Source organism: Gemmatirosa kalamazoonensis (genome assembly GCF_000522985.1).
GTDB lineage: Bacteria > Gemmatimonadota > Gemmatimonadetes > Gemmatimonadales > Gemmatimonadaceae > Gemmatirosa > Gemmatirosa kalamazoonensis.
In genome coordinates this window covers 75,184-94,220 of the sequence record NZ_CP007129.1, presented here as the reverse complement: position 1 = coordinate 94,220, position 19,037 = coordinate 75,184, and the positions used below count along the sequence as shown (strand labels likewise).

Sequence of the window (19,037 nt, the reverse complement as noted above, 5' to 3'; positions counted from 1 at the left end):
ACAGCCGTACCGCGCCATCGTGATCTCATGCCGCTGCCCGCAGTCATCGACTCGCTCGACTCCCTGCCCGAGGCCCTCCGCGAATCGCTCCGCGGGGAATACGTCTCCGGTGCCGATGGGAAGCTTCACCTCACGATCCTCGACGGCGACAAGTCCACCACCTTCTCCGCGGTCTCGCGGTCGAAGGCGGACGTGCTGCGCGAGAAGAAGCAGCTCGAGGACTCGATCCGCCCGCTGCGCGACGTGATCGGCGACCGGCCCGTCGAGCAGGTACGCGCGCTCCTCGAGAGCGGCGCCGATCGCGACAAGGCGATCGCCGCGGCCATCGCCGAGGTGCGCGAGAAGGAGCTCAAGCCCGCCACCGAGCAGCTCTCGCGCTTTCGCTCCGAGCTCGAGGTCGAGCGGCTCGATCGCGTCATCGACGAGGCCATCGACAAGGCGCAGCCGAAGGACGCCGCCTCGAAGCAGCTCGCACGGCTCGCCGCGAAGCAGCAGGTGAAGCTCAAGGACGGCACGAAGCCGGTCGTTCTGCAGCCCGACGGGACCGAGTCGGTCTACTCCGTCGAGCAGTGGGTCGCGCAGGACCTGCGCGCGCAGTACCCGGGGCTCTTCGCCGGCAGCGCAGCCAGCGGCACCGGCGCGACCGCCGACGCGGCGCGCGGCACCGTCGACGCGAACGCCAAGACGGTCAAGGTGGGCGACAACGCGGCGTTCGGCGCGAATCTCGACGCGATCGCGAGGGGTCAGGTGAAGCTCGTCGAGTAGCACGCGGTCGTACGACAGCGCGACAGCAGACGGCATGACGCGGGCGGTGCCCGCAAGGCAGCACGGGGGCCGTGCCCCCACCCCATGAGGCGGTGCCTCGCACATGGTCGGGCGGTGCCCGACCCCAGCTCCGGTGAGATGCGCGACGACGGGCCGTGCCCGCGCTCCGCGCTCCCACCCGCGTCCGCGTGCGACGGCCTCATAGCCGCCTAACGGTGTTCTCCCTCCGCGCCCGGACGCTTCCCCAGCGTGCCGGGCGCGTGTGCGTCTCGGCCCTCCCTCCCTCCGTTCCACCCCTCCGAGACCCCCATGCCGATCACCACCCTGCTCCCGCAGGTCACGGCGCAGTTCCTCACGCAGCTGCGCGCGCGCGCCATCGCCACGCGCGTCGTCTCGCGCGACCTCGACCCCGCGCCGGCGAACCTCGGCGACACGATCAGCGTGCGCGTCGCCAAGCCCCAGGCGCCCCAGGCCGTCGTGCCGGGCTACCAGCCCACCGCGCCGCAGGCCGCCGACACCGACAGCTTCGGCCTCAAGGTCGACAAGTTCTACGAGCGCTCGATGGCGCTCACGGACAAGGAGGTCGGCGAGATCGAGTCCGGCAACACGCCGGCGCAGGTCACGCAGATGGGCATCGACCTCGCCGAGCAGGTGAACGGCGACGTGTACGCGGCCGCCGTCGTGGGCGCGGGTCGCCTGATCGGCACGCCCGGCACGAACCCGTTCGCGACCGACGAGCAGCCGTTCCTCGACGCGCTCCAGCACCTCGACGAGCAGCGCGCCGCGGTCGCCGGCCGTGTCGGCGTCCTGACGCCGGCCGCGTACTGGCGCGCGTTCAAGGTCCCGAACTTCGCGCAGGCGGACCGCCGCGGCGACGCGGCCAACCCGCTCGTGACGGGGGATCTCAACGGCGCGTACGGCACGGCGCTGGGCACCGACCAGCTCATCCCGAACACGGTGACGAACGCGATCGGCGCCGGCGCGCTCACCGTGAACGGCGCGGCCGCCGCGGGCGCGCTGTCCTTCAGCATCGCGAAGGGCGCCGGCGCGAACTGGAACGCGAAGGCGGGCGACGTCATCTCGATCGCGGGCCACTCGCGCAACTACGTGCTCGCGGCGGACGTCGTGGTCGCGCAGGCGGGCAACACCACGGTCACGATCAACGCGGCGCTGACGCGCACCGCGACCGGGGTCGGCCTCGGGCTCGAGAAGGCGCTCGCCGGCGGCGAGGCGATCACGGTGCTGGGCGCGGGCACGACGTACAGCAACAGCCTGGTGATCCACCAGAGCGGTGTGGTGTTCGCGTCGCGGCCGCTGAAGGAGCTCACGATCGCCGGCTTCAACCCGGCGAACGTCTTCACGTACACGGATCCGCAGACGGGTCTCGTGTTCCGCGCCGAGATCGAGCGCCAGAACTACCAGAGCAAGCTGAAGATCGCGACGCTCTACGGCGTCGGCGTCTTCCGCTCGGCGCTGGTCGCGCGCCTGGCCGGGGCGTAAGCCATGGCCAAGCCGACCACGAAGAGCGCCTCGGCGACCGCCGAGGCGCAGGCCCCAGGCGCGTCGACTGCGACGCCGCCCGAGAGTGCGGCGTCCACCGCGCCCGAGGCGACGAGCACCGAGACGAGCTCCGACGCCAGCGCCGAGACCAGCGCCTCGGCGACCGCCGAGGCGCAGGCGCCGACGTACACGGTGCCGGAGGGCTTCGACCCCTGCCCGGCGCACCTCGTCGAGCTGCCCGCGGCCGACACGCTGCACGGCTTCGTGCGCGTGGTGCCCGGCTCGCCGGAGCATCAGGCCGCGCTGGCGGCGCTCGAGAGCGCCCCGGCGTCCGACGAGGCCTAACGCGTGACGCTCGCCCTCGATCCGACGGTGGGTGGCGCTGCCGCCAACACGTTCGTCGCCCGCGCGACGTTCGACAGCTATGTCGAGCGCCGCGTGGGATCGACGGGCGTGGGCGGGAGCGTGCCCACCGACGACGATGTGGCGATCACGCGCGCGCTCGTCGCGGCGACCGACCGGTTGACGCAGGAGTCCTGGATCGGCGTGCCTGCCACGCTCACCCAGGCGCTCCCGTGGCCGCGGGTCTACCGCCTCGGCGAGCTGCTCGTCGCGCCGCTCTACCCGGCGGACGCGCAGCAGACGTTCAGCGTGCCGCGCGGCGTGCAGGAGGCGACGTGCGAGCTCGCCTGCTGCCTGCTCGAGGGGAGCTGGGCGCCGGCCGCCGACGCGGCGCTGGTGCCTAACGCGACCGTCGACATGGACGGGTTGCGCGTGGCGCTCGTGAACAATCCGCACGCCCTGCCGCCCACCGTGGTGCGCCAGCTGCGCGGCCTCCGCCGGCCGGCCGCGGCCTGCCAGCGCGTGATTCGCGCGTAGGCGGAGGCGCACCGTGCCGCTCCCCACCACCGCCATCGCCGGCGCGTTCCTCACCGCGATGCGGGCTGTCGCGCCCGCGCGCGGCGCCGCGCTGCTCGAGGTGCCGAACCCCGACGGCGTCACCGCGAGCGGGCCGCCGGCGTACGCGTGCACGGCCGCCATCGTGCGGCAGCGTCGCGCGCGCGACACGTCGGGCGGCTTCGCGGTCGTGGGCCGCGCGGTGATCAGCACGGTGGATCTGCCAGTGATCCCCGAGCCGACACACACGCTCGTCACCACGCATCCGGTCACGGGCGATCCCGTGCGCTGGACGATCACGGCGGTGAAGGACCAGCCGGGCTGCTACGCCGTGGAGGTCGCGCGATGATCGCGCCCCGTCACACGGCCGCCCTGCCGGCCGCCGAGTTCGTGCTCGCCGTGGAGGATCTGAAGCGGCGTACCGTCGACTGGTCCGATGCGCTGCTGCAGCAGTTCGCGAGCGAGTGCGTGGAGCTCGTGATCGTCGGCGGCAAGTTCGGGCTCCCGGGCACGCCCGTCGATACCGGCTTCGCGCGCAACATGTGGGTCGTTTCCCTCGGTGCCCCGCCAGCCGGTCTCGGCACGGCGGAGCGGCCGAAGGACGGCACGCCCGAGCCGATCGGCCCGGCAGCGCTCGACGAGATCGCGTCGGCGATCGCCGGGACGCACGTCGGGGACATCATCTGGTGTGGGAACCGCGCGGTCTACATCGCGGCGCTCGAGAACGGCCACAGCGACCAGGCGCCGGAAGGATTCGTGCGCCTCACGCTGCTCCAGGCCGACCGCATCTTCGACGACGCGGTGCGCGCGACGGCGCGCGTCCTCGAGGGCGGAACGCCTAACGCTCGCGGAGGAGCCCGCGCATGAGCGCGACGCTGCCGCCGCTCACCACCGCACTGCGCGCGGCGCTCGGCGCGCGCCTCGACGCCGCGCTCCAGGCGTCAACGCTCGGCGCGCTCGCTGGCTGCGCCGTGCAGTCCGAGGGCCTTCGCTTCACCCGCCCGACCGGTCGGCCGTGGATCCGCGGCACGCTGCGGGTCGGCGGCACCGTCCCCGACACGATCGGCCCTCACGCACGGCTCACGACCGTCGGGCTCTGGCTCGTCGACGTCTTCACGCCGGCGAACACCGGCACCGCGGACAGCGACACCCTCGCTGACGCGGTGGTGCTCGCCTTCCCGCCCGGGCTCGACCTCGCGTTGCCGAACGCGCAGGCCGCCGACGGCGTGCTCCGCCTCACCGGCGCGAGCCGCGGCGGCGCCATCCCCGATGCTGCCGGCTGGCTCATGGCGCCCTGCACCGTGAGCTGGCGCACGCACACCACGAACTCGATCTGAGCGCCTAACGGCCTCGGATTCCCGCCTCCTTCCTCCCGCCCCCGCCCCCGATGGGACAGGCCACCAGAAATCGCATCGCGCTCAAGGTTGCGCGTCAGAGCGTCTCGGGCACGGTGCCCGCCGCCGCCCTGTTCAACCTCCTGCGCTACACCGACGAGTCGCTCGGCGCCGCGCCGCAGGTTACGCCCTCGGGCGAGATCGTGAGCGACCGCAACATGTCCGACCCGGTGCTCACGGGCCGCACGCTCTCCGGCGGCATCAACGGCGAGCTCTCGGCGCGCTCGTACGACCCGCTCCTCGAGTCGGCGATGTTCGCGTCGTTCACGCGCACGGCGGAGTTCATCAAGGGTGGCGGCTACGCCGGCCTCCCGGAGGTGACGGCGCTGTCGGCGCCGGCGGCCAACATCCAGACGGCGACGGTCGCCTCCGGCGGCACCTTCGTGAAGTCGAAGATGCTGGTCCAGGTCAGCGGCTTCGCCAACGCGACCAACAACGGCGTGTTCCTCGCGAACGCGGACGGTGGCGCTACGACCGTCACGTGGACGAACGCCGCCGGCGTCGCCGAGGCCGCACCGCCGGCCGGCGCGCGCATCAAGGTCATCGGCGCCGAGCTACCGACGACGACGCAGTCCGGCGCGTCGAACCTGAACACCGCGACCGGCGTCAACTTCGCCTCGTTCATCCCCGCCGACGGCGCGTGGGTGTGGGTCGGCGGCGACGCGGCGAACAAGAAGTTCGCCACGAACCCGGGCGGCTGGGCGCGCGTCGCGAAGGCCGGCCGCGGGAACGCGTCGCTCACGTTCGACATCCTGCCGATCGGGTGGGCCGCCGACACCAACGCGGCCGCGAACTCGATCCGCATCTACTTCGGCGACTTCATCGCGAACGGCGTGACGCCGGTGCTGCTCGCCTTCGAGCGCTCGTTCCTCGACATCAACAACGTCCACGAGCTGTTCTCGGACGGCGTGATGGGCGCGGTGAGCTACGACCTCAGCGCGAAGTCGATCGCGAAGGTGAGCTACAGCGGCCTCACGTTCGCGACCTACGCGCTGAACGTGGCCGAACAGAAGGCCACGACGTCGACGCTCGGCCTCGGCAACACGCCCTACAACACGCTGGCCAACATCGGGATGATCGTGGAGGGCGGGAGCGCGATCCCGCTCGCGGGGCCGAACTACGTGCTCGCCGCGAAGATCAACCTCGACAACGGGCTGCGCGAGCTGCCCGCGCTGGCGACGGCGAACGGCATCATCGGCGTGAACCCGGGCAAGTGCAACGTCACCGGCTCCATCACGGCCTACCTCGGCGACAGCACGCTGCTCGCCAAGGTGATGGGCCAGACGCCGACGAACCTCGCGTTCCCGATGCGCGAGCCGAACACGGACCACGGGACGGTGCTCGACCTGCCCGCCGTGAAGTACACGACCGGCGCGCCGGCCGGCGACCAGGACATCACCGTGGAGCTGGGCTTCCAGGCGTACAAGCACGCCTCGCTCGGCTACGCGTTCAGCCAGTCCATCCTCGAGGGGATCGGCCTGTAACGGCTGTACCTGCCCAACGCTGTTAGGCGCTGTCGTCGTCGGCCCGAGTGCCCTGTCCCCCGGCAGGCCTCGGGAGCGTGCCGGCGACGGCAGCGCCACCCCTTCTCTTCCCGCGGCACCACGCGTCGCGGTCCCTACCCCTACCGGGAGCACTACCCATGAGCACGAAGCAGAGCAGCACGAAGCCGGCGATGTGGAAGCGCTACGCGATCGACCCCAAGGCCGCCACCGATGGCGCGTGGGTGTCGTTCGACGCCGGCGTCGAGATGTGCGTCCGCGCGCAGTCGAGCCGCGCCGTCCGTGAGGTCGTCCAGGCCATCAACACGCGCAACCGCCCGGCGATCCTGAAGGCCGCGAGCGGCGTGCTGCCGATCGAGACGCAGGACGCCGATCAGCTCGAGGTGCTGAGCGCCGTCGTCAGCAACTGGCGCGGCGTCGTGGACCTCGAGGGCAACACGCTGCCGTGCACGCCCGAGAACGTCCGCGCGGTGCTCGGCCACCCCGCGCTCGTGGAGCTCAAGAACGACGTGTGGGCCGCCTCGGTGAACGCCGAGACGTTCCGCGCGGCCGCGCTGGAGCTCCTGTCGGGAAACTCTGCGAGTACCTCCGCTGGCACGTCGGCGGAGGAGGCGAGCGCGTCGAGCGCCGCAGCCGTGTCGCCGATCTAGTCGCCGAAGCCGCGCGCGAGGCCGGACACGCGATTCCCGACGACATCGCGGAGATCCGCGCCGAGCACGTCACCGGTCCCCCCCACCTCCTCGACGCCGCCGTCCCGTACTGGCGCGCGTTCCAGACCCTCCATCGCGCGCGCCAGCGCACCGCCGGCGGCTTCGGCCCGCCGCTCCCGCAGCCCATCCCCGTCAGCGAGGCGCTCGCCTACCTCCGCGCCTGCTGGCCTTCCGACGACCCCGACGACCGCGAGGACGCCTTGGACCTCCTGCAACGACTCGACAGCACGTATCTGTCGATCGCGTACGAGCGCATCGCGCGGGAGACGCCGGATGTGGCGCCTAACGGGCCGTCCGATCGGAGTACCCGGCCGTGAGCGCTGGCGCGTCGCCCACCGTCGCGTTCGCGATCGATTCCCGCCCCGCTGAGGAGGGGCGGGACCGCGTCGTTCGCGCGTTCTCCGACATCCAGAGCGGGGCGCAGAGCGCGGCCGCCGGGATCGGGCAGGCCGCCAACGCGACCGACCGGCTCGCTGAATCGGCGCGCCGTGTCGCGCCGCCGGCCGTCACGTACCGGCGGGTGATCAACGACGTGGAGCAGGGGCAGCGGGGAGCCGCGTCGACGGCGCAGTCGCTGGTCTACTCCTTCAACGGCCTCGCGGCCTCGTCGCTCGGCGTCTCGCAGTCGTTCGGCACCCTATTCGCCAATCTCGCCCCGTTCATGGGGCTCGGCGCCGCCGGCACGGCGGGCGTCCTCGTCGGCGTCACCGTGATGGCGCGCGCGTGGGACGCGTACAGCGGCGCGGCCGATCGCGCCGGCAAGGCGTCCAAGGAAGCGGCGGAGAAGATCCAGAAGTCGATCGACGACCTCGTGAACTCGGGATCGTTCGAGGCACTGGAGAAGAAGTACCGCGAGGCGACGTTAGGCACCCGCGCCGCGGGCGGCCAGGACGGCCTCACCGCACTGCGCGAGGAGCGCGCGCGGCTGTTCAACGAGCGCCAGCAGCTCCTCGACGCACTGAAGAACGCCCCGGCAGGCAGCTTCGGCGCCGGCTCGGCCGTGCAGGCGAACCCGCGCATCGACGCGCTCACGAAGCAGATCGACGAGCTCGATCGCTCGAAGATCGCGCCGAAGGTCGACGAGGTGAACAAGCTGTTCGCCGCGCTCTTCGATCCACGCAACGGGCAGGAGTTCGCGGAGCGCGGGCTGGGCCCGGTCGTGGTGACGGCGAAGAGCCTCACCGGCGAGTACAAGGCGCACAAGAAGGAGCTCGACGAGATCGCGAAGACGATCGAGCGCTACGACGCGGGGCTGAAGCGCATCGCCGACCAGGAGGAGCGCGCGCAGGCCGCCGACCGGCGGCGCGCGGCTGTGGCGCTCTCGGATCCGTCGCTCGACAAGTCGATCGCCGCCGACCTCGCCGAGGTTGGGAAGCAGCGCCGCGCGTTCGAGGCGTCGATCAACGAGGACGCGCAGCAGGCGCTCGGCATCATGTCGACGGCGCTCCTGCAGTCGTTCGACCAGACGCTGGACGAGCTCGCGGGCGGGCCGTTCTATCGCCGCGTCGCGAATGGCCTCGCCGACGCGGTCGCGCAGGGCGTGCTCCGCGGCCTCGAGTCCGGCACGCTCGGCGGCGAGGCGTTCTGGTCGTCCATCGCGCAGCTCGGCGAGCAGCTCGTGGGCGACGCGCTGCAGCGGGCGCTGTCGAAGGCGAGCAAGTCGGACGTCGGCAAGTTCGGCGGCGCGGCGCTCGCCGGTGGCTTCGTCGGCTACAGCATCGGGACGGCGACGGGGAACAGTGCGCAGGGGTTCGTTGGCGGCGCGGTCGGTGGCGCGCTCGCCGGCGGAAGCGTCGGCGGGGTCCCCGGCGCGATCATCGGCGGCGCCATCGGCGCGATCGCCGGGCTCGCGGGCGCGCACAAGAAGGCGCAGGAAGTCGCCGAGGCAATGGTGCGCGCGCAGCAGGCCTACGTCGCCAGCTTCGCGTCGTTCGACCGCGCGATGCGCGGCACCGGCACGGCGCTCGACGACGCGCAGGCGGCGATTCACGCGACCGCGGACAAGCTCCGGCAGGACGCCGCGGACGCCTACAAGGGCTCGGCGTTCCGCGACAACGCGAGCCTCATCGCCGCGAAGCAGGCCCAGGTCACGAGCGCGGAGGCGGCGGGCCTCCAGCGCAACGCGTTGGAGTTCGCCCAGTCGAAGTTCGACTTCTTCGAGCAGCAGCGCGCCGAGCAGCTGCGGCTAGGCGGACTCGGCGACGAAGCCGACGCCATCGAGCGGCAGATCGCGAACACGAAGGAGCTGAACGACGCGATCAAGCAGTATGGCGAGGACGTGCGCGATAGCGTGCTCGCGACGCAGGCGGCGCGCGACGCGGCGCGCGAGAAGGCGGCGGCCGAAGCGGCCGCGGCGGCCAGGGAGCAGGCCTACGAGGACGAGCGGGCGCGCGAGTTCCAGCGCGGCGCCGATGCCGCGGCGAACGCGACGCGCGACAAGCAGGCCGCCGACGCGGAGCGCGAGCGCGTCGCCAGCCTCGAGGCGTACAACCGGACGAGCCGGGAGGACCTGAAGGTCCGGCAGCTCGTCGCGCAGGGCCGCACCGCGGAAGCGGACGCGATGCGCGACCAGCTCACCGTCCAGCGGGCGCTCGAGGAGGCGATCAAAGGCGGCGCCGACGCGATGACGCAGGCCGAGATCATCTACACGAACGCGCTGGAGGCGCAGGCCGCCGCCACGCAGAAGGCGGCCGATGCGGCGAAGCGCGCGGCGCAGGCCGAGGCCTCGCTGGCGTCGTCGCGCCTCGACCTGCTCGCGCAGCGCAACGGCGCGTTAGGCATCGACCCCACGCTCGGGCTCCAGCAGCAGGCCGCGCTGGCGATGCTCAACGGCAACGCCGCGCACGCGCTCGACGGGACGAACACCGCCGACCCGGCGAGCCTCACGGCTGCCATCGACGCGTGGCTCAAGGAAGCGCTCGACCCCGCGCGGCTCGGACAGGCCGACCAGGACACGCTCAACGATCTCCGCGACACTGCGAGCACCCTGCTGAACCTGCGCGACGCCGCGAAGAAGCTCGGCGGCAACGCGGGGCTCGCCGGCTTCCAGGCGGCCGGAGGCCTGAGCGTCAAGCACACCGACACCGTGAAGGATTCGGTCGCCTCGGCCTTCACGGGGTTCTCGGTGTCGCAGGCGAACGAGTCGAACGGGCTCGCGCGCACCGCGAACGCGTACCTGTCCCGCATCGCCGACAACACCGGCGCGCTGAAGTTTTTCGAGGGCTTCACCGGCGGCTGGACCGGCACGCTCACCGTCGTGGTGAAGGCCGATCGCGGCACGGGCCGCGACGCCGACCAGATCGTCGACAAGCTCGATCGTCGCCTCAACGGCCGCCTGCGCTTCCAGGAGCGCGCCGGCGGCCGCACCACGGTGAACTGATCCGATGGCGAAGGATCTGATCACCAAGGTGGAGGTGTGGTCGGGCCTCCAGTGCCAGGGGGGCGCGAAGCTCGCCGGCTGTCTCTCGCTCGCGCCCGACGAGCTCGGGATCTTCGCGGAGTACACGCTGAACGGCGAGGATCAGCTCGAGCTGACGGTTCCGTCGACCGACCCGATCGTCCCGTACCTCCAGCCGCGGCGCATCCTGCGCGTGGAGTACTCGCGCGGCGCCGACGGCGTCACGGTCATCGAGGAGTGGCGCCTCCACAGCGAGGAGCGCGAGGACGACGGCGAGTTCGGGACGGTGCAGATCGTTGCGTCGTCGCTTCTCCTCGACCTCGCCGATGCGGGGCCGCTCTACGACGTGTCGCTCGCGACGCCGCAGCTCTCGGGGCGGCTCGACCAGGCCACCTGGGCGACGTTCTGCGCCACGATCCTGGGGCCGTTCCTCACGCAGCAGGGGTACGGCTACATCGCCGCGGGCACGGTCGGCTACCCCGCGCAGCTGTTCGACTGGGAGTGGAACGGCGAGAACGCGCTGCAGGTCATCCGCAACACCTTCAGCGGCGCCTACAGCTGCGAGCCGCAGCTCGTGCGCAACGGCACGACCCAGTACGACCTCAACGCCCCGGTCGAGATCGGGAGTACCGCGCCGGCGCGCACGATCACCTCGGACGCCACCGGCACGCAGGTCCCGCTCACGAACCTCCGGCGCGCCTACGACGTGGCCGAGCAGGTCACACGCGTCGTCGCGATCGGCGAGAACGCCACGTCGCTCGATCAGAACGCATTCCGCCTCTCCGCGCGCTCGGGGTCCGACCTCACGCTCGTGGACCCGCAGGGGCAGACGTGGGCGGCGATGTCGGACGGGCAGCACGTCGGGAAGTACCTGCGCCGCCTCCTCACCGGCCGGTGCTACCAGATCCAGACGTCGACGAGCGGGAAGGCCTCGGGCGTGCTCACGTCGACGTTCACCGTGACGTCGGCGACGAGCAGCACCGCGTTAGGCACGCTCACGGCGGGCGCGACGACCGGCGAGCTGTTCGAGATCGTGGAGCTCGCGGCGAGCGACACCACGTTCGACGCCTCGCTCCGCACGACGCTGCCCGGCGGCGACGGCGTCAACCCGTTCGGGCTCCAGCTCGGGACGCCGTCGGGGCTCACCTCGGTCGTCACGTTCGACACGACCTACATCTACAAGTACGCCGCCCACGCGGCGTCGCTGGCCGCCGCGCTCAAGGCGACGACCGACATCCTCGACCTCCGCTGCGAGGTGTGGCGCCAGATCGGTACCTCCACCTACACCAACGACCCGGACGAGAGCGACAACGTCGGCGACTACACGGTCCTCGACGCCGGCGGCGCTGCCGCCACGCCGTACCGCTTCGAGCGGCACCTGTGGAACTCGAGCACGAGCACGTGGGGCATCACGTACCGGGTTCTCCCCGGCACGCCCGCGGTGGGCGACATCGTCACGTTCGAGAACCCGACGGTGGGGCACCAGACGGTGACGGTCGGCGTCATCACCGCGATCAACGCCGGCCGCACCGAGTTCCAGCTCGCCGACTTCTACACCGGCGCCGCGATCCCCGTCAACACCACGGCGAATGGGCTGTGGGTCAGCGATGCGGTGGTGCAGGTGCGCACGTACCGCCGCCAGTCGGCGTTCCCGCGCGTCGACGCGTTCAACAGCGGCACGAACACCATCACTTTCGACTCCGCGACCGGCCTGCTCAGCGGGGACCGGATCGTGTTCGACCGCCTGCCCAGCCCCTCGCGCCACGTCGTCGCGCTCAACGACCCGAATGCGGAGACGACGCTCGGCTTCGGGGTGAAGGCCGGCTCGCTCACCCAGAGCGGCGTGTGGGGCTACCGGAACGAGACGGGGCAGAGCGGCCACTTCGCCACGTGGAGCGGCTCGCTGCCCACCGGGTGGGCGCTCCTCTCTGGGTCAGTCACGAAGGACACGAGCGACAGCCTCTACGCGCAGGGCTGTATGCTCCTCGAGGACGCCCAGCTGCAGGCGCCGCTCGTCCACCGCTGGCGGCGCGACGAGCAGACGGAGTGCTCCGTCATCCTCGACTACAAGATCGACTCCGGCGTCGACCCGGCGACTGTCGCGCTCACGATCACCGTATACGACGCGACCTGGCGCCGCGGCGTGACGACGGCACTCACCACGCTCGAGACGCGGACGTTCAGCGGGGAGGCGTTAGGCGTCGGCGCGTGGGTCACCGCGACGCTCGCCGGCGTCACGATCCCCGCCGACTGCCGCGACCTCGTGGCCGTCGTCGCCGTCGCGTCCGACCCGCCGCAGGCCGTGCGCGTCGGCGGCTTCGCGTTCCACTTCACGAGTGAGGCGCCCTCGGTCGTCTGCGACTTCTCGGGCTCCAACGACCTGTGGGCCTCGGTCGTCGACGTGCTGCCCGAGCGCTCGAACCCGCTCGCCAACGCGAGCTCGTACGAGGCCGGGATCCGCGACATCTACCGCGAGAAGGGCACGGCGAACACCGACGTGCAGCTCGGGCAGATGGTGACGGCGAACCTGCCGCGCTTGGGACTCGTCAACGCGTCGCTGCGCGTGGTGCGCATGCGGATGAACCGCTCCGATCCGCGCGAGACGACGCTCACGCTCGCACGGAAGGTGTCGACCCTCACGGCCACTCTCGCCACCGAGTCGACGGGCGGCGGCGCGAGCGTCGTCGTGACGGCGAACGCGAGCGGCAAGAGCGGCGGCGCCGGCGGCGGGGGCGGCAACACCGGCCTCGCGCCGAATGACCCGCGCTCGTTCGGCGCCTTCGCCGACGGCGTGCACGACGACTCGCCGTACTTCGCGCTCGCGGTCGCGTCGCCTGAGGCGCTCATCTACGGCGGCATCTCGGTGTCCGCCGGCACCTACCGCATCTCGAACGCGACGACGGTCAAGGGCTGTGTGTTCGCGCCCGGCGCGGTGATCAAGTTCGACTCCGGCGTCACCATGACGTTCCAGGAGGCGCCGACGCTGCCGGACTTCCGCCAGGTGTTCGACCTGAGCGCCGGCGGTTTCTGCGCGCCGATCTTCCAGAAGCCGCCGCGCCGGTGGCACCTCGAGCACTACGGCGTGAAGGGCGACAACCTCACGGACGACACCGCGCTCATCATCCGCGCGAGTCAGATCTGCGGCGCGCTCAAGGGGACGACGTTGGAGCTGCGCCCCGGCGCGATCTACCGCGTGTTCCCGACGGGGAGCTGGACGACCTACGGCACATCGATCCTCCTCGACTTCACGAACGCGGTCGACCAGCGCCTCGAGGCAAACGGCGCGACGTTCTCGGTTGGCGACGCCACCGCGGCGGCGAACCAGATCAACCTCGTCTACCTGTTCAACGTCGCCGGGTTCTCCGTGCGCGGGCTCCGCGCCACGCAGGACAACGCGACGATCACGACCTCGGGCGGGAACGCGGCGAGCGACTACGGGATCAGCCTCATCACGGTGAGCGGCGACTCGCGCCGCATCCGGATCGGCGACGTGGAGCAGACCGGCGGGCGCTTCGGGCTCCAGGTGCGCGGTGAGTGGCCGGACTTCCAGTACCGGGCGCGCAACATCCGCATGACCAACGCGGAGTTCACGACCGTCTACTACCCGCAGTCGTTCCAGCACTCGGGCGACGACTACGTGGCGCGCAACATCCGCACGATCAACTGCGGTCGCAGCTACTTCCCGACGAGCGTCCGCGACCACGACGTCGAGATGTACTCGGAACACGGCGGGCCGTTCGACGATGTCGTGATCATCGCGAAGGGCTACACGGGTCGCTTCAGCGCGTGCCAGAACATCAAGCTCCGCTACCACACGAAAGGCCGCTACGCGGGCGGGCAGGACCAGGGAACGAACCAGTGCCTCGTGTGCTGCGACGTGACGCAGTACCCGGACGTCTCCGGCGTGTCCGTCGCCGGCCCCGCCACGCTCAAGGACATCGACATCGAGATCGTCGCCGAGAACACGACCACCACGCCGATCACGCGGCGCGTGTTCATGTTCCGGAAGCGCGATAAGCTCGACAACCCGGACACCACGGGGCGCGGCCACTCGATCATCAACGTGGCGGTGCGCGGCAGCGTCGTTGCCGGCACGGCGCTGACGAACACGGCGTTCGACCTCTTCGCCGACGCGCTCTACAGCTGGAGCGGCGACTTCGCGCACAACGTGAAGGTCGGCCGCCTCTCGGTGCTCTCCGACCCGGGCGAGGTGGTGATCGCGGCCGACGGCGTGCCGTTCGTCGCCGGGTACGACGGCCTCGTGCTCGACGACATCGAGACCGAGGGCCAGGTCAACCTCACGAACTTCACGTTCGGCCGCACGAAGACGCTCAGGAACGTCCGCAGCGCGAACCTCAACGTCAGCGAGGCCGAGCAGAGCTTCACGCCGACGTGGGGCGCGAGCGGCACCGCGCCGTCGCTCGGCAACGGCACGCTCACCGGGAAGCTCTGGCGCCGCGGCCAGCACGTCATCGCGGTGATCGAGCTCACGGCCGGCAGCACCACCACGTACGGCACCGGCACGTGGCGCTTCGACCTGCCGGCGTCGGTGAACTACCACACGGCCGACACGCCGCTCCCCGGCAACGGCCGCGCGTACGACTCGAGCGCGAACACGCACACGCCGGTCACCGCCGAGATGACCGTCGTCTCGCCGCCGCGCGCCGAGGTCTACGCCTCGAACGGCCAGGTCGGCCAGCTCGTGCCCTTCACCTGGGCATCGGGCGACAAGCTGCGGCTCACGCTGCAGTGGATCACGAACAGTTAGGCCCGCGCGCTCCCCACGCGCTCCCCTGCCCGCCTCCTCCGCAGTCTCTCCCGCCTTCATGCCCCGCCTCTCATGTCTGCCCTCCACGGCCGCCGCGCCAGCGACGGCCAGTCCCCCGATACGAACCGTCCGACGCCGCTCGCGCCGCTCGCGCTGCTGAAGCACGCGCGTGAGTGGATGCCCGCCGCGATCGGCCTGCTCGCGTTCGTCGGCGCGCAGGTGCAGTCGCCCGGGAGCCGCTTCGCCGCCATCGAGCACGAGCAGCGCGTCGGCGTCGTGCGCGACTCACTCTCGATCGAGGACCGCGTGTCCATCACCGAGGCGCTGACGACGCTCGGCCGCATCGAGTGCCGCCGGTTAGGCAGCGACGAGGCGACCGACCGCGGCGTGCCGTGCGCCGTCCTGGGCCAGGGGCGCCGCTGGCCGCTCCTCCACGGGCCGCAGCGCACGAGCGCGGCCGTCGCGTCGATCGCGCTGGCGGTCGCCGACGGCGTGCCGCCGCTGGCCCCGTTCGCGCCCTCGCCGCTCGAGCACGCGCTCCTCGCTGCGCTGTTCATCCCCGCCGCTACCCTCCCCCCGCAGTGACGTCGATGCGCCTCACGGATCCCCGCGCGTTCATCGCGCCGGCGCCGCTGTTCGAGGAGATCGGCACGGGCAAGCTCGTGGACCTCCGCAACGACGTGTGGGTGCACGACGGCCGGCACGGGCGCGTGTGGAAGATCGCGGCCGGCGTCCGCTTCGATGGGCCGTCCATCCCGCACCTCTGCCAGTCGGTCATCTCGCGCGATGACATCGGTGACGTGCCCGCGCTGCCGCACGACGTGCTGTACGGCGCCGGCGGCGTCGTGCCGAGCGACCCGCGCATCCGGTACAGCCGCGCGGAGGCGGATGACCTCTTCCTCGACCTGATGATCGACGTCGGCGTCGCCCCCGTGATCGCCGAGGCGGCGCATCTCGCGGTGCGCGACTTCGGCGCCCCGCACTGGAGGACCCTCTGATGTCTCCCACCTCGATGCCGATGCCGACGCCGATCGCGACGCAGCTCCAGACGCAGCTCCAGACGCAGCAGCCGGCGCAGACGCCGTTCCCCCTGTTCCGCACCGACCCCGCGTGGCTGCACATCGCCGCGCGGGAGCTCGGGCAGCACGAGATCGCGGGCACCGGTCCCGGGCAGGACAACCCGCGGATCCTCGAGTACGGGAAGACCGTCGAGCTGACGATCACGCACGACGAGGTCCCCTGGTGCTCGAGCTTCGTGAACTGGGTGATGCGCGAAGCGGGCTACCAGCGCACGAAGAGCGCGGCCGCGGTGAGCTGGCTCCGGTATGGCCGCGTCGCCCTCACCGAGGAGCAGCGCGGCGCGATCGTGGTGCTCTGCAGGAAGAACGCGGCGCCGGATCCGGCGACCGGCAGCCCGACCGGCAATCACGTCGCGTTCCTGCTCAAGGCCACGCCGGAGTACGTCGAGTGCCTCGGCGGGAACCAGTCCGACCAGGTGAAGGTGTCGCGCTTCTCACGCGCCGCGTACCGCGTGCGCTGCGTCCGGATGCCGCGCGCATGTGACATGGTGGCGGTCGCGCAGGCGGACGGCCATGCCTAACGCCCCCGCCCCCCGCGTCATGGTCATCGTCGACGTCGGCGCGTTCCGCCTCGAGCGCGAGTGCGCGTGGAAGGACCGCGTCCGCGTCCGACGTGAGCTCGTCGCCGAAGCGCGCGCGGCGCTCGACGAGCACGAGGAGCTACGCCCGCGCGTCGACACGGTGCACGGCGGTCACGCGGTCCCGTTCGTGGACGACCTCGACTACGGCGGCCGGCGTTCGCCAGCGCGGCCGCGCGAGATCGGCTTCACCGCTCCCCGGTGCGCCGAGTCGACATAACGCCTGTGTTATAGGCGCGATTCGCGACGAATACCCTCCTTCCTTCCCCTCCCTCCGATGTCGTTGTCCTACCGAGCGCACCGCGCGCTCCTCGCTGTCGCCAAGGCCCTGACGCTGCTCGGGTCGCTCGGCATGCTGGTCCTCCTCTGCGTCGCAACCGTTGCGATGCACGCGGGCGCGCAGCCCGCCTCGAGCAGCCTCGATTCCGTCGTGCCGCGCGTCGTGCACGTGCGGCGGGTCGACACGACGACCACGCTCCGCATCGACACGACGCGCGTCGTGCGGTGCGACACGATGACCGACACACTACGCGTGGTGCCGCTCGCGCTGCAGCGGTTCGATGGCGGCGCGGGTCGGCTCACGATCACGAACGGGATCCCGCTGGTGCGCGGCCTCGCCACCGCGGCGACGCTCGACAGCATGCACGTGGTCGTCGCCGGCGTCGAGCGCGCGGCGAGCTTCACCGCGCTCTTCGGCCGGCACCCCGACGGCTCGCTCCGCGCGGTCCTCGTGCAGTTCAGCGATTCGCTCGCCGACGGGGCGCCCGTCGACGCGCAGCTCGTGATCGGCACGCCGTACGACACCGCGGCGCTGCCGCGGCCCGGCGTCGCGGTCACCTCGCCCGTGCCGGCGGCCGCCGCGCTGCCGACCGATCCGCGGTACCTCATCGCGTCGAGCTGGGGCGGGCCGCTCAGCGTCGCCGGCAGCGACACGAGCGCGATCGTGCGCCAGTTCGAGAGCGACTACCGCCGCCTCGAGGCGGCCGAGTGGGTGCGCTGCGGTCCGAAGTGGGACTGCGGGCGCACCGCCGGCTACGACCGTGCCTACATCGCGTACCAGGCGTGGCTCCGTACGGGCGACGCGACGCTCTGGTACCACGCGACCGCGATGGTGGACGACTACCTCACGCGGTACATCGCCGTCAACAGCGGCTCGCCCGCGTGGTGGACGATGACGGAGTCCATGCCGCTTCACTACTGGGCGACGGGCTCGGACCGCACGCGCTACCAGCTGCGCAAGACCGCCGAGATCCAGGCGTGGATGACGCGGAAGGGCATGAGCGGCTGGATGGGCGGCACGTACGGCGACGACCGGATGCGCGCCCGCGCGCTCGCCGCGGCGCTCGACGCCGCGCGCCTCGAGATGCTCGCGCAGCCCGCCGACGCGGCGCGCTACTACACGATCGCCGGCGCCAGCCTCGTGTACTACGGGCGGTACCTCACGCCCGACTCGCTGCCGGCGATGGTGAGCAACCTGCTCGCGTCGCAGCGGAAGGACGGGCAGTTCGGCGGCCGGTACTACTCCGCGAGCACCTGGAGCGCGGACTCGGGCGGCCAGTCGAACTACATGGTCGGCATGCTGCTCCAGGCGCTCACGCGGTACTACGACGAGGTGAGTCCCGACCCGCGGATCCTCGCCGCGGTGCAGCGCGCCGTCGACGACCTGTGGGCGCGCGAGTACGACCCGCTGACGCGCTCGTTCCAGTACCACTCGCTCCGCGGCACCGACGAGGGCGCGACGACGCCCGCGCGGCCGAACCCGGAGCCGGGCCTCAACGCGTTCCTGCTCGCGCCGGCGACGTGGCTGGCCGCGACCACCGGCCAGCCCTCGAACGCCCAGCGCACGCCGAGCGTGCGCACGCTGCTCGAGGGGCTCGCGGCGAAGACGCCGCGCGACTGGTGGCTCCGCGGCGGCAAGGCCTTCGACGAGGCCTTCTGGCACCTCTTCAACACGATCGCGCAGGCGCCGCGCTAGCGCCTAACGCACCCCTCCCCTCCTCGACCTCTCGCCCTCCCTTCCGATGGCTACCGTCTTCAACACGGTCACAAAGAACACGATGCTCGACAGCATCGACGCCACGTTCAACGGCGGCACGCTCGAGATCCGCACGGGCGCGCCGCCGGGGCCGGGCGCGGTGCCGTCCGGCACGCTCCTCGTCTCGATCACCCTGCCGGCCGACCTGTGGGCCGCCGCGTCGGGCGCGGTCAAGGCGCTCAACGCCGCGCTGGCGACGACCGCCGCGGTGGCGGCCGGCACGGCGGGGCACTTCCGCATCAAGGCGACAGGCGACACCGGCGCCGCCGTGGGAACGCAGCACCGGATCGAGGGCACGATCACGCTGACCGCCGGCGGCGGCGACATCGAGCTGGATAACACCAGCATCACGGTCGGCCAGAACGTCACGATCTCGACGCTCAACCTCACCTGATCGCGCGCGCTGTCTGCC

At 71.8% G+C, this 19,037-nt stretch carries 18 protein-coding genes; all 18 read left to right on the top strand.

Annotation, left to right across the window (positions count from 1 at the left end):
• Positions 1-27: 27 nt before the first annotated feature.
• The 18 genes from J421_RS23475 to J421_RS23390 all read left to right on the top strand — a co-directional run bounded on the left by J421_RS23475 (position 28) and on the right by J421_RS23390 (position 19,019).
• Positions 28-765 (top strand): hypothetical protein, encoded by a 738-nt coding sequence (locus J421_RS23475; RefSeq protein WP_025413555.1) that lies wholly within the window; start codon positions 28-30, stop codon positions 763-765.
• Positions 766-1,074: 309 nt separating this feature from the next.
• Positions 1,075-2,265 carry a major capsid protein gene (locus J421_RS23470; RefSeq protein ID WP_025413573.1) on the top strand — a complete coding sequence of 397 codons (1,191 nt, stop codon included), beginning with the start codon at positions 1,075-1,077 and terminating at the stop codon, positions 2,263-2,265.
• Positions 2,266-2,268: 3 nt separating this feature from the next.
• Entirely contained in the window at positions 2,269-2,610 is a 342-nt protein-coding gene (locus J421_RS23465; protein WP_025413553.1) for a hypothetical protein, read from the top strand.
• 3 nt (positions 2,611-2,613) lie between these two features.
• Positions 2,614-3,144 carry a DnaT-like ssDNA-binding protein gene (locus J421_RS33035; RefSeq protein ID WP_025413552.1) on the top strand — a complete coding sequence of 177 codons (531 nt, stop codon included), beginning with the start codon at positions 2,614-2,616 and terminating at the stop codon, positions 3,142-3,144.
• Positions 3,145-3,157: 13 nt separating this feature from the next.
• Entirely contained in the window at positions 3,158-3,511 is a 354-nt protein-coding gene (locus J421_RS23455; RefSeq protein WP_025413551.1) for a hypothetical protein, read from the top strand.
• The gene (locus tag J421_RS23450; protein ID WP_025413550.1) at positions 3,508-4,029 is read left to right on the top strand and encodes a hypothetical protein; all 522 of its coding nucleotides are present in this window, start codon (positions 3,508-3,510) and stop codon (positions 4,027-4,029) included. The genes J421_RS23455 and J421_RS23450 overlap by 4 nt, the downstream gene beginning before the upstream one ends.
• The gene (locus tag J421_RS23445; RefSeq protein WP_025413549.1) at positions 4,026-4,499 is read left to right on the top strand and encodes a DUF4128 domain-containing protein; all 474 of its coding nucleotides are present in this window, start codon (positions 4,026-4,028) and stop codon (positions 4,497-4,499) included. Before J421_RS23450 ends, J421_RS23445 begins: the two co-directional genes overlap by 4 nt.
• A 50-nt stretch (positions 4,500-4,549) precedes the next feature.
• Positions 4,550-6,040, top strand: coding sequence for a phage tail tube protein (locus J421_RS23440; RefSeq protein ID WP_025413548.1), 1,491 nt, complete (start codon positions 4,550-4,552; stop codon positions 6,038-6,040).
• A gap of 158 nt (positions 6,041-6,198) precedes the next feature.
• The gene (locus J421_RS23435; RefSeq protein WP_025413547.1) at positions 6,199-6,708 is read left to right on the top strand and encodes a hypothetical protein; all 510 of its coding nucleotides are present in this window, start codon (positions 6,199-6,201) and stop codon (positions 6,706-6,708) included.
• A 32-nt stretch (positions 6,709-6,740) separates the two neighbouring features.
• Entirely contained in the window at positions 6,741-7,085 is a 345-nt protein-coding gene (locus tag J421_RS34810) for a phage tail assembly chaperone (protein ID WP_425485855.1), read from the top strand.
• Positions 7,082-10,147 (top strand): hypothetical protein, encoded by a 3,066-nt coding sequence (locus J421_RS23425; protein ID WP_025413545.1) that lies wholly within the window; start codon positions 7,082-7,084, stop codon positions 10,145-10,147. Before J421_RS34810 ends, J421_RS23425 begins: the two co-directional genes overlap by 4 nt.
• Before the next feature lie 4 nt (positions 10,148-10,151).
• On the top strand, positions 10,152-14,933 hold the full coding sequence (locus J421_RS23420) for a hypothetical protein (RefSeq protein ID WP_025413544.1): 4,782 nt from the start codon (positions 10,152-10,154) through the stop codon (positions 14,931-14,933).
• Positions 14,934-15,005: 72 nt separating this feature from the next.
• Complete coding sequence (locus tag J421_RS23415; RefSeq protein WP_025413543.1) at positions 15,006-15,518, top strand: hypothetical protein; 513 nt, start codon at positions 15,006-15,008, stop codon at positions 15,516-15,518.
• Between the two features lie 5 nt (positions 15,519-15,523).
• Positions 15,524-15,931, top strand: coding sequence for a DUF1353 domain-containing protein (locus J421_RS23410; protein WP_148306500.1), 408 nt, complete (start codon positions 15,524-15,526; stop codon positions 15,929-15,931).
• Positions 15,931-16,533 (top strand): TIGR02594 family protein, encoded by a 603-nt coding sequence (locus J421_RS23405; protein ID WP_104023210.1) that lies wholly within the window; start codon positions 15,931-15,933, stop codon positions 16,531-16,533. The genes J421_RS23410 and J421_RS23405 overlap by 1 nt, the downstream gene beginning before the upstream one ends.
• Positions 16,526-16,810: a hypothetical protein gene (locus tag J421_RS23400; RefSeq protein WP_148306499.1), complete on the top strand. Its 285-nt coding sequence runs from the start codon at positions 16,526-16,528 to the stop codon at positions 16,808-16,810. Before J421_RS23405 ends, J421_RS23400 begins: the two co-directional genes overlap by 8 nt.
• Positions 16,811-16,867: 57 nt before the next feature.
• Complete coding sequence (locus J421_RS23395; protein WP_025413539.1) at positions 16,868-18,565, top strand: hypothetical protein; 1,698 nt, start codon at positions 16,868-16,870, stop codon at positions 18,563-18,565.
• A 46-nt stretch (positions 18,566-18,611) separates the two neighbouring features.
• Positions 18,612-19,019, top strand: a complete 408-nt coding sequence (locus J421_RS23390) for a hypothetical protein (protein WP_025413538.1) — start codon at positions 18,612-18,614, stop codon at positions 19,017-19,019.
• Positions 19,020-19,037: the final 18 nt, after the last annotated feature.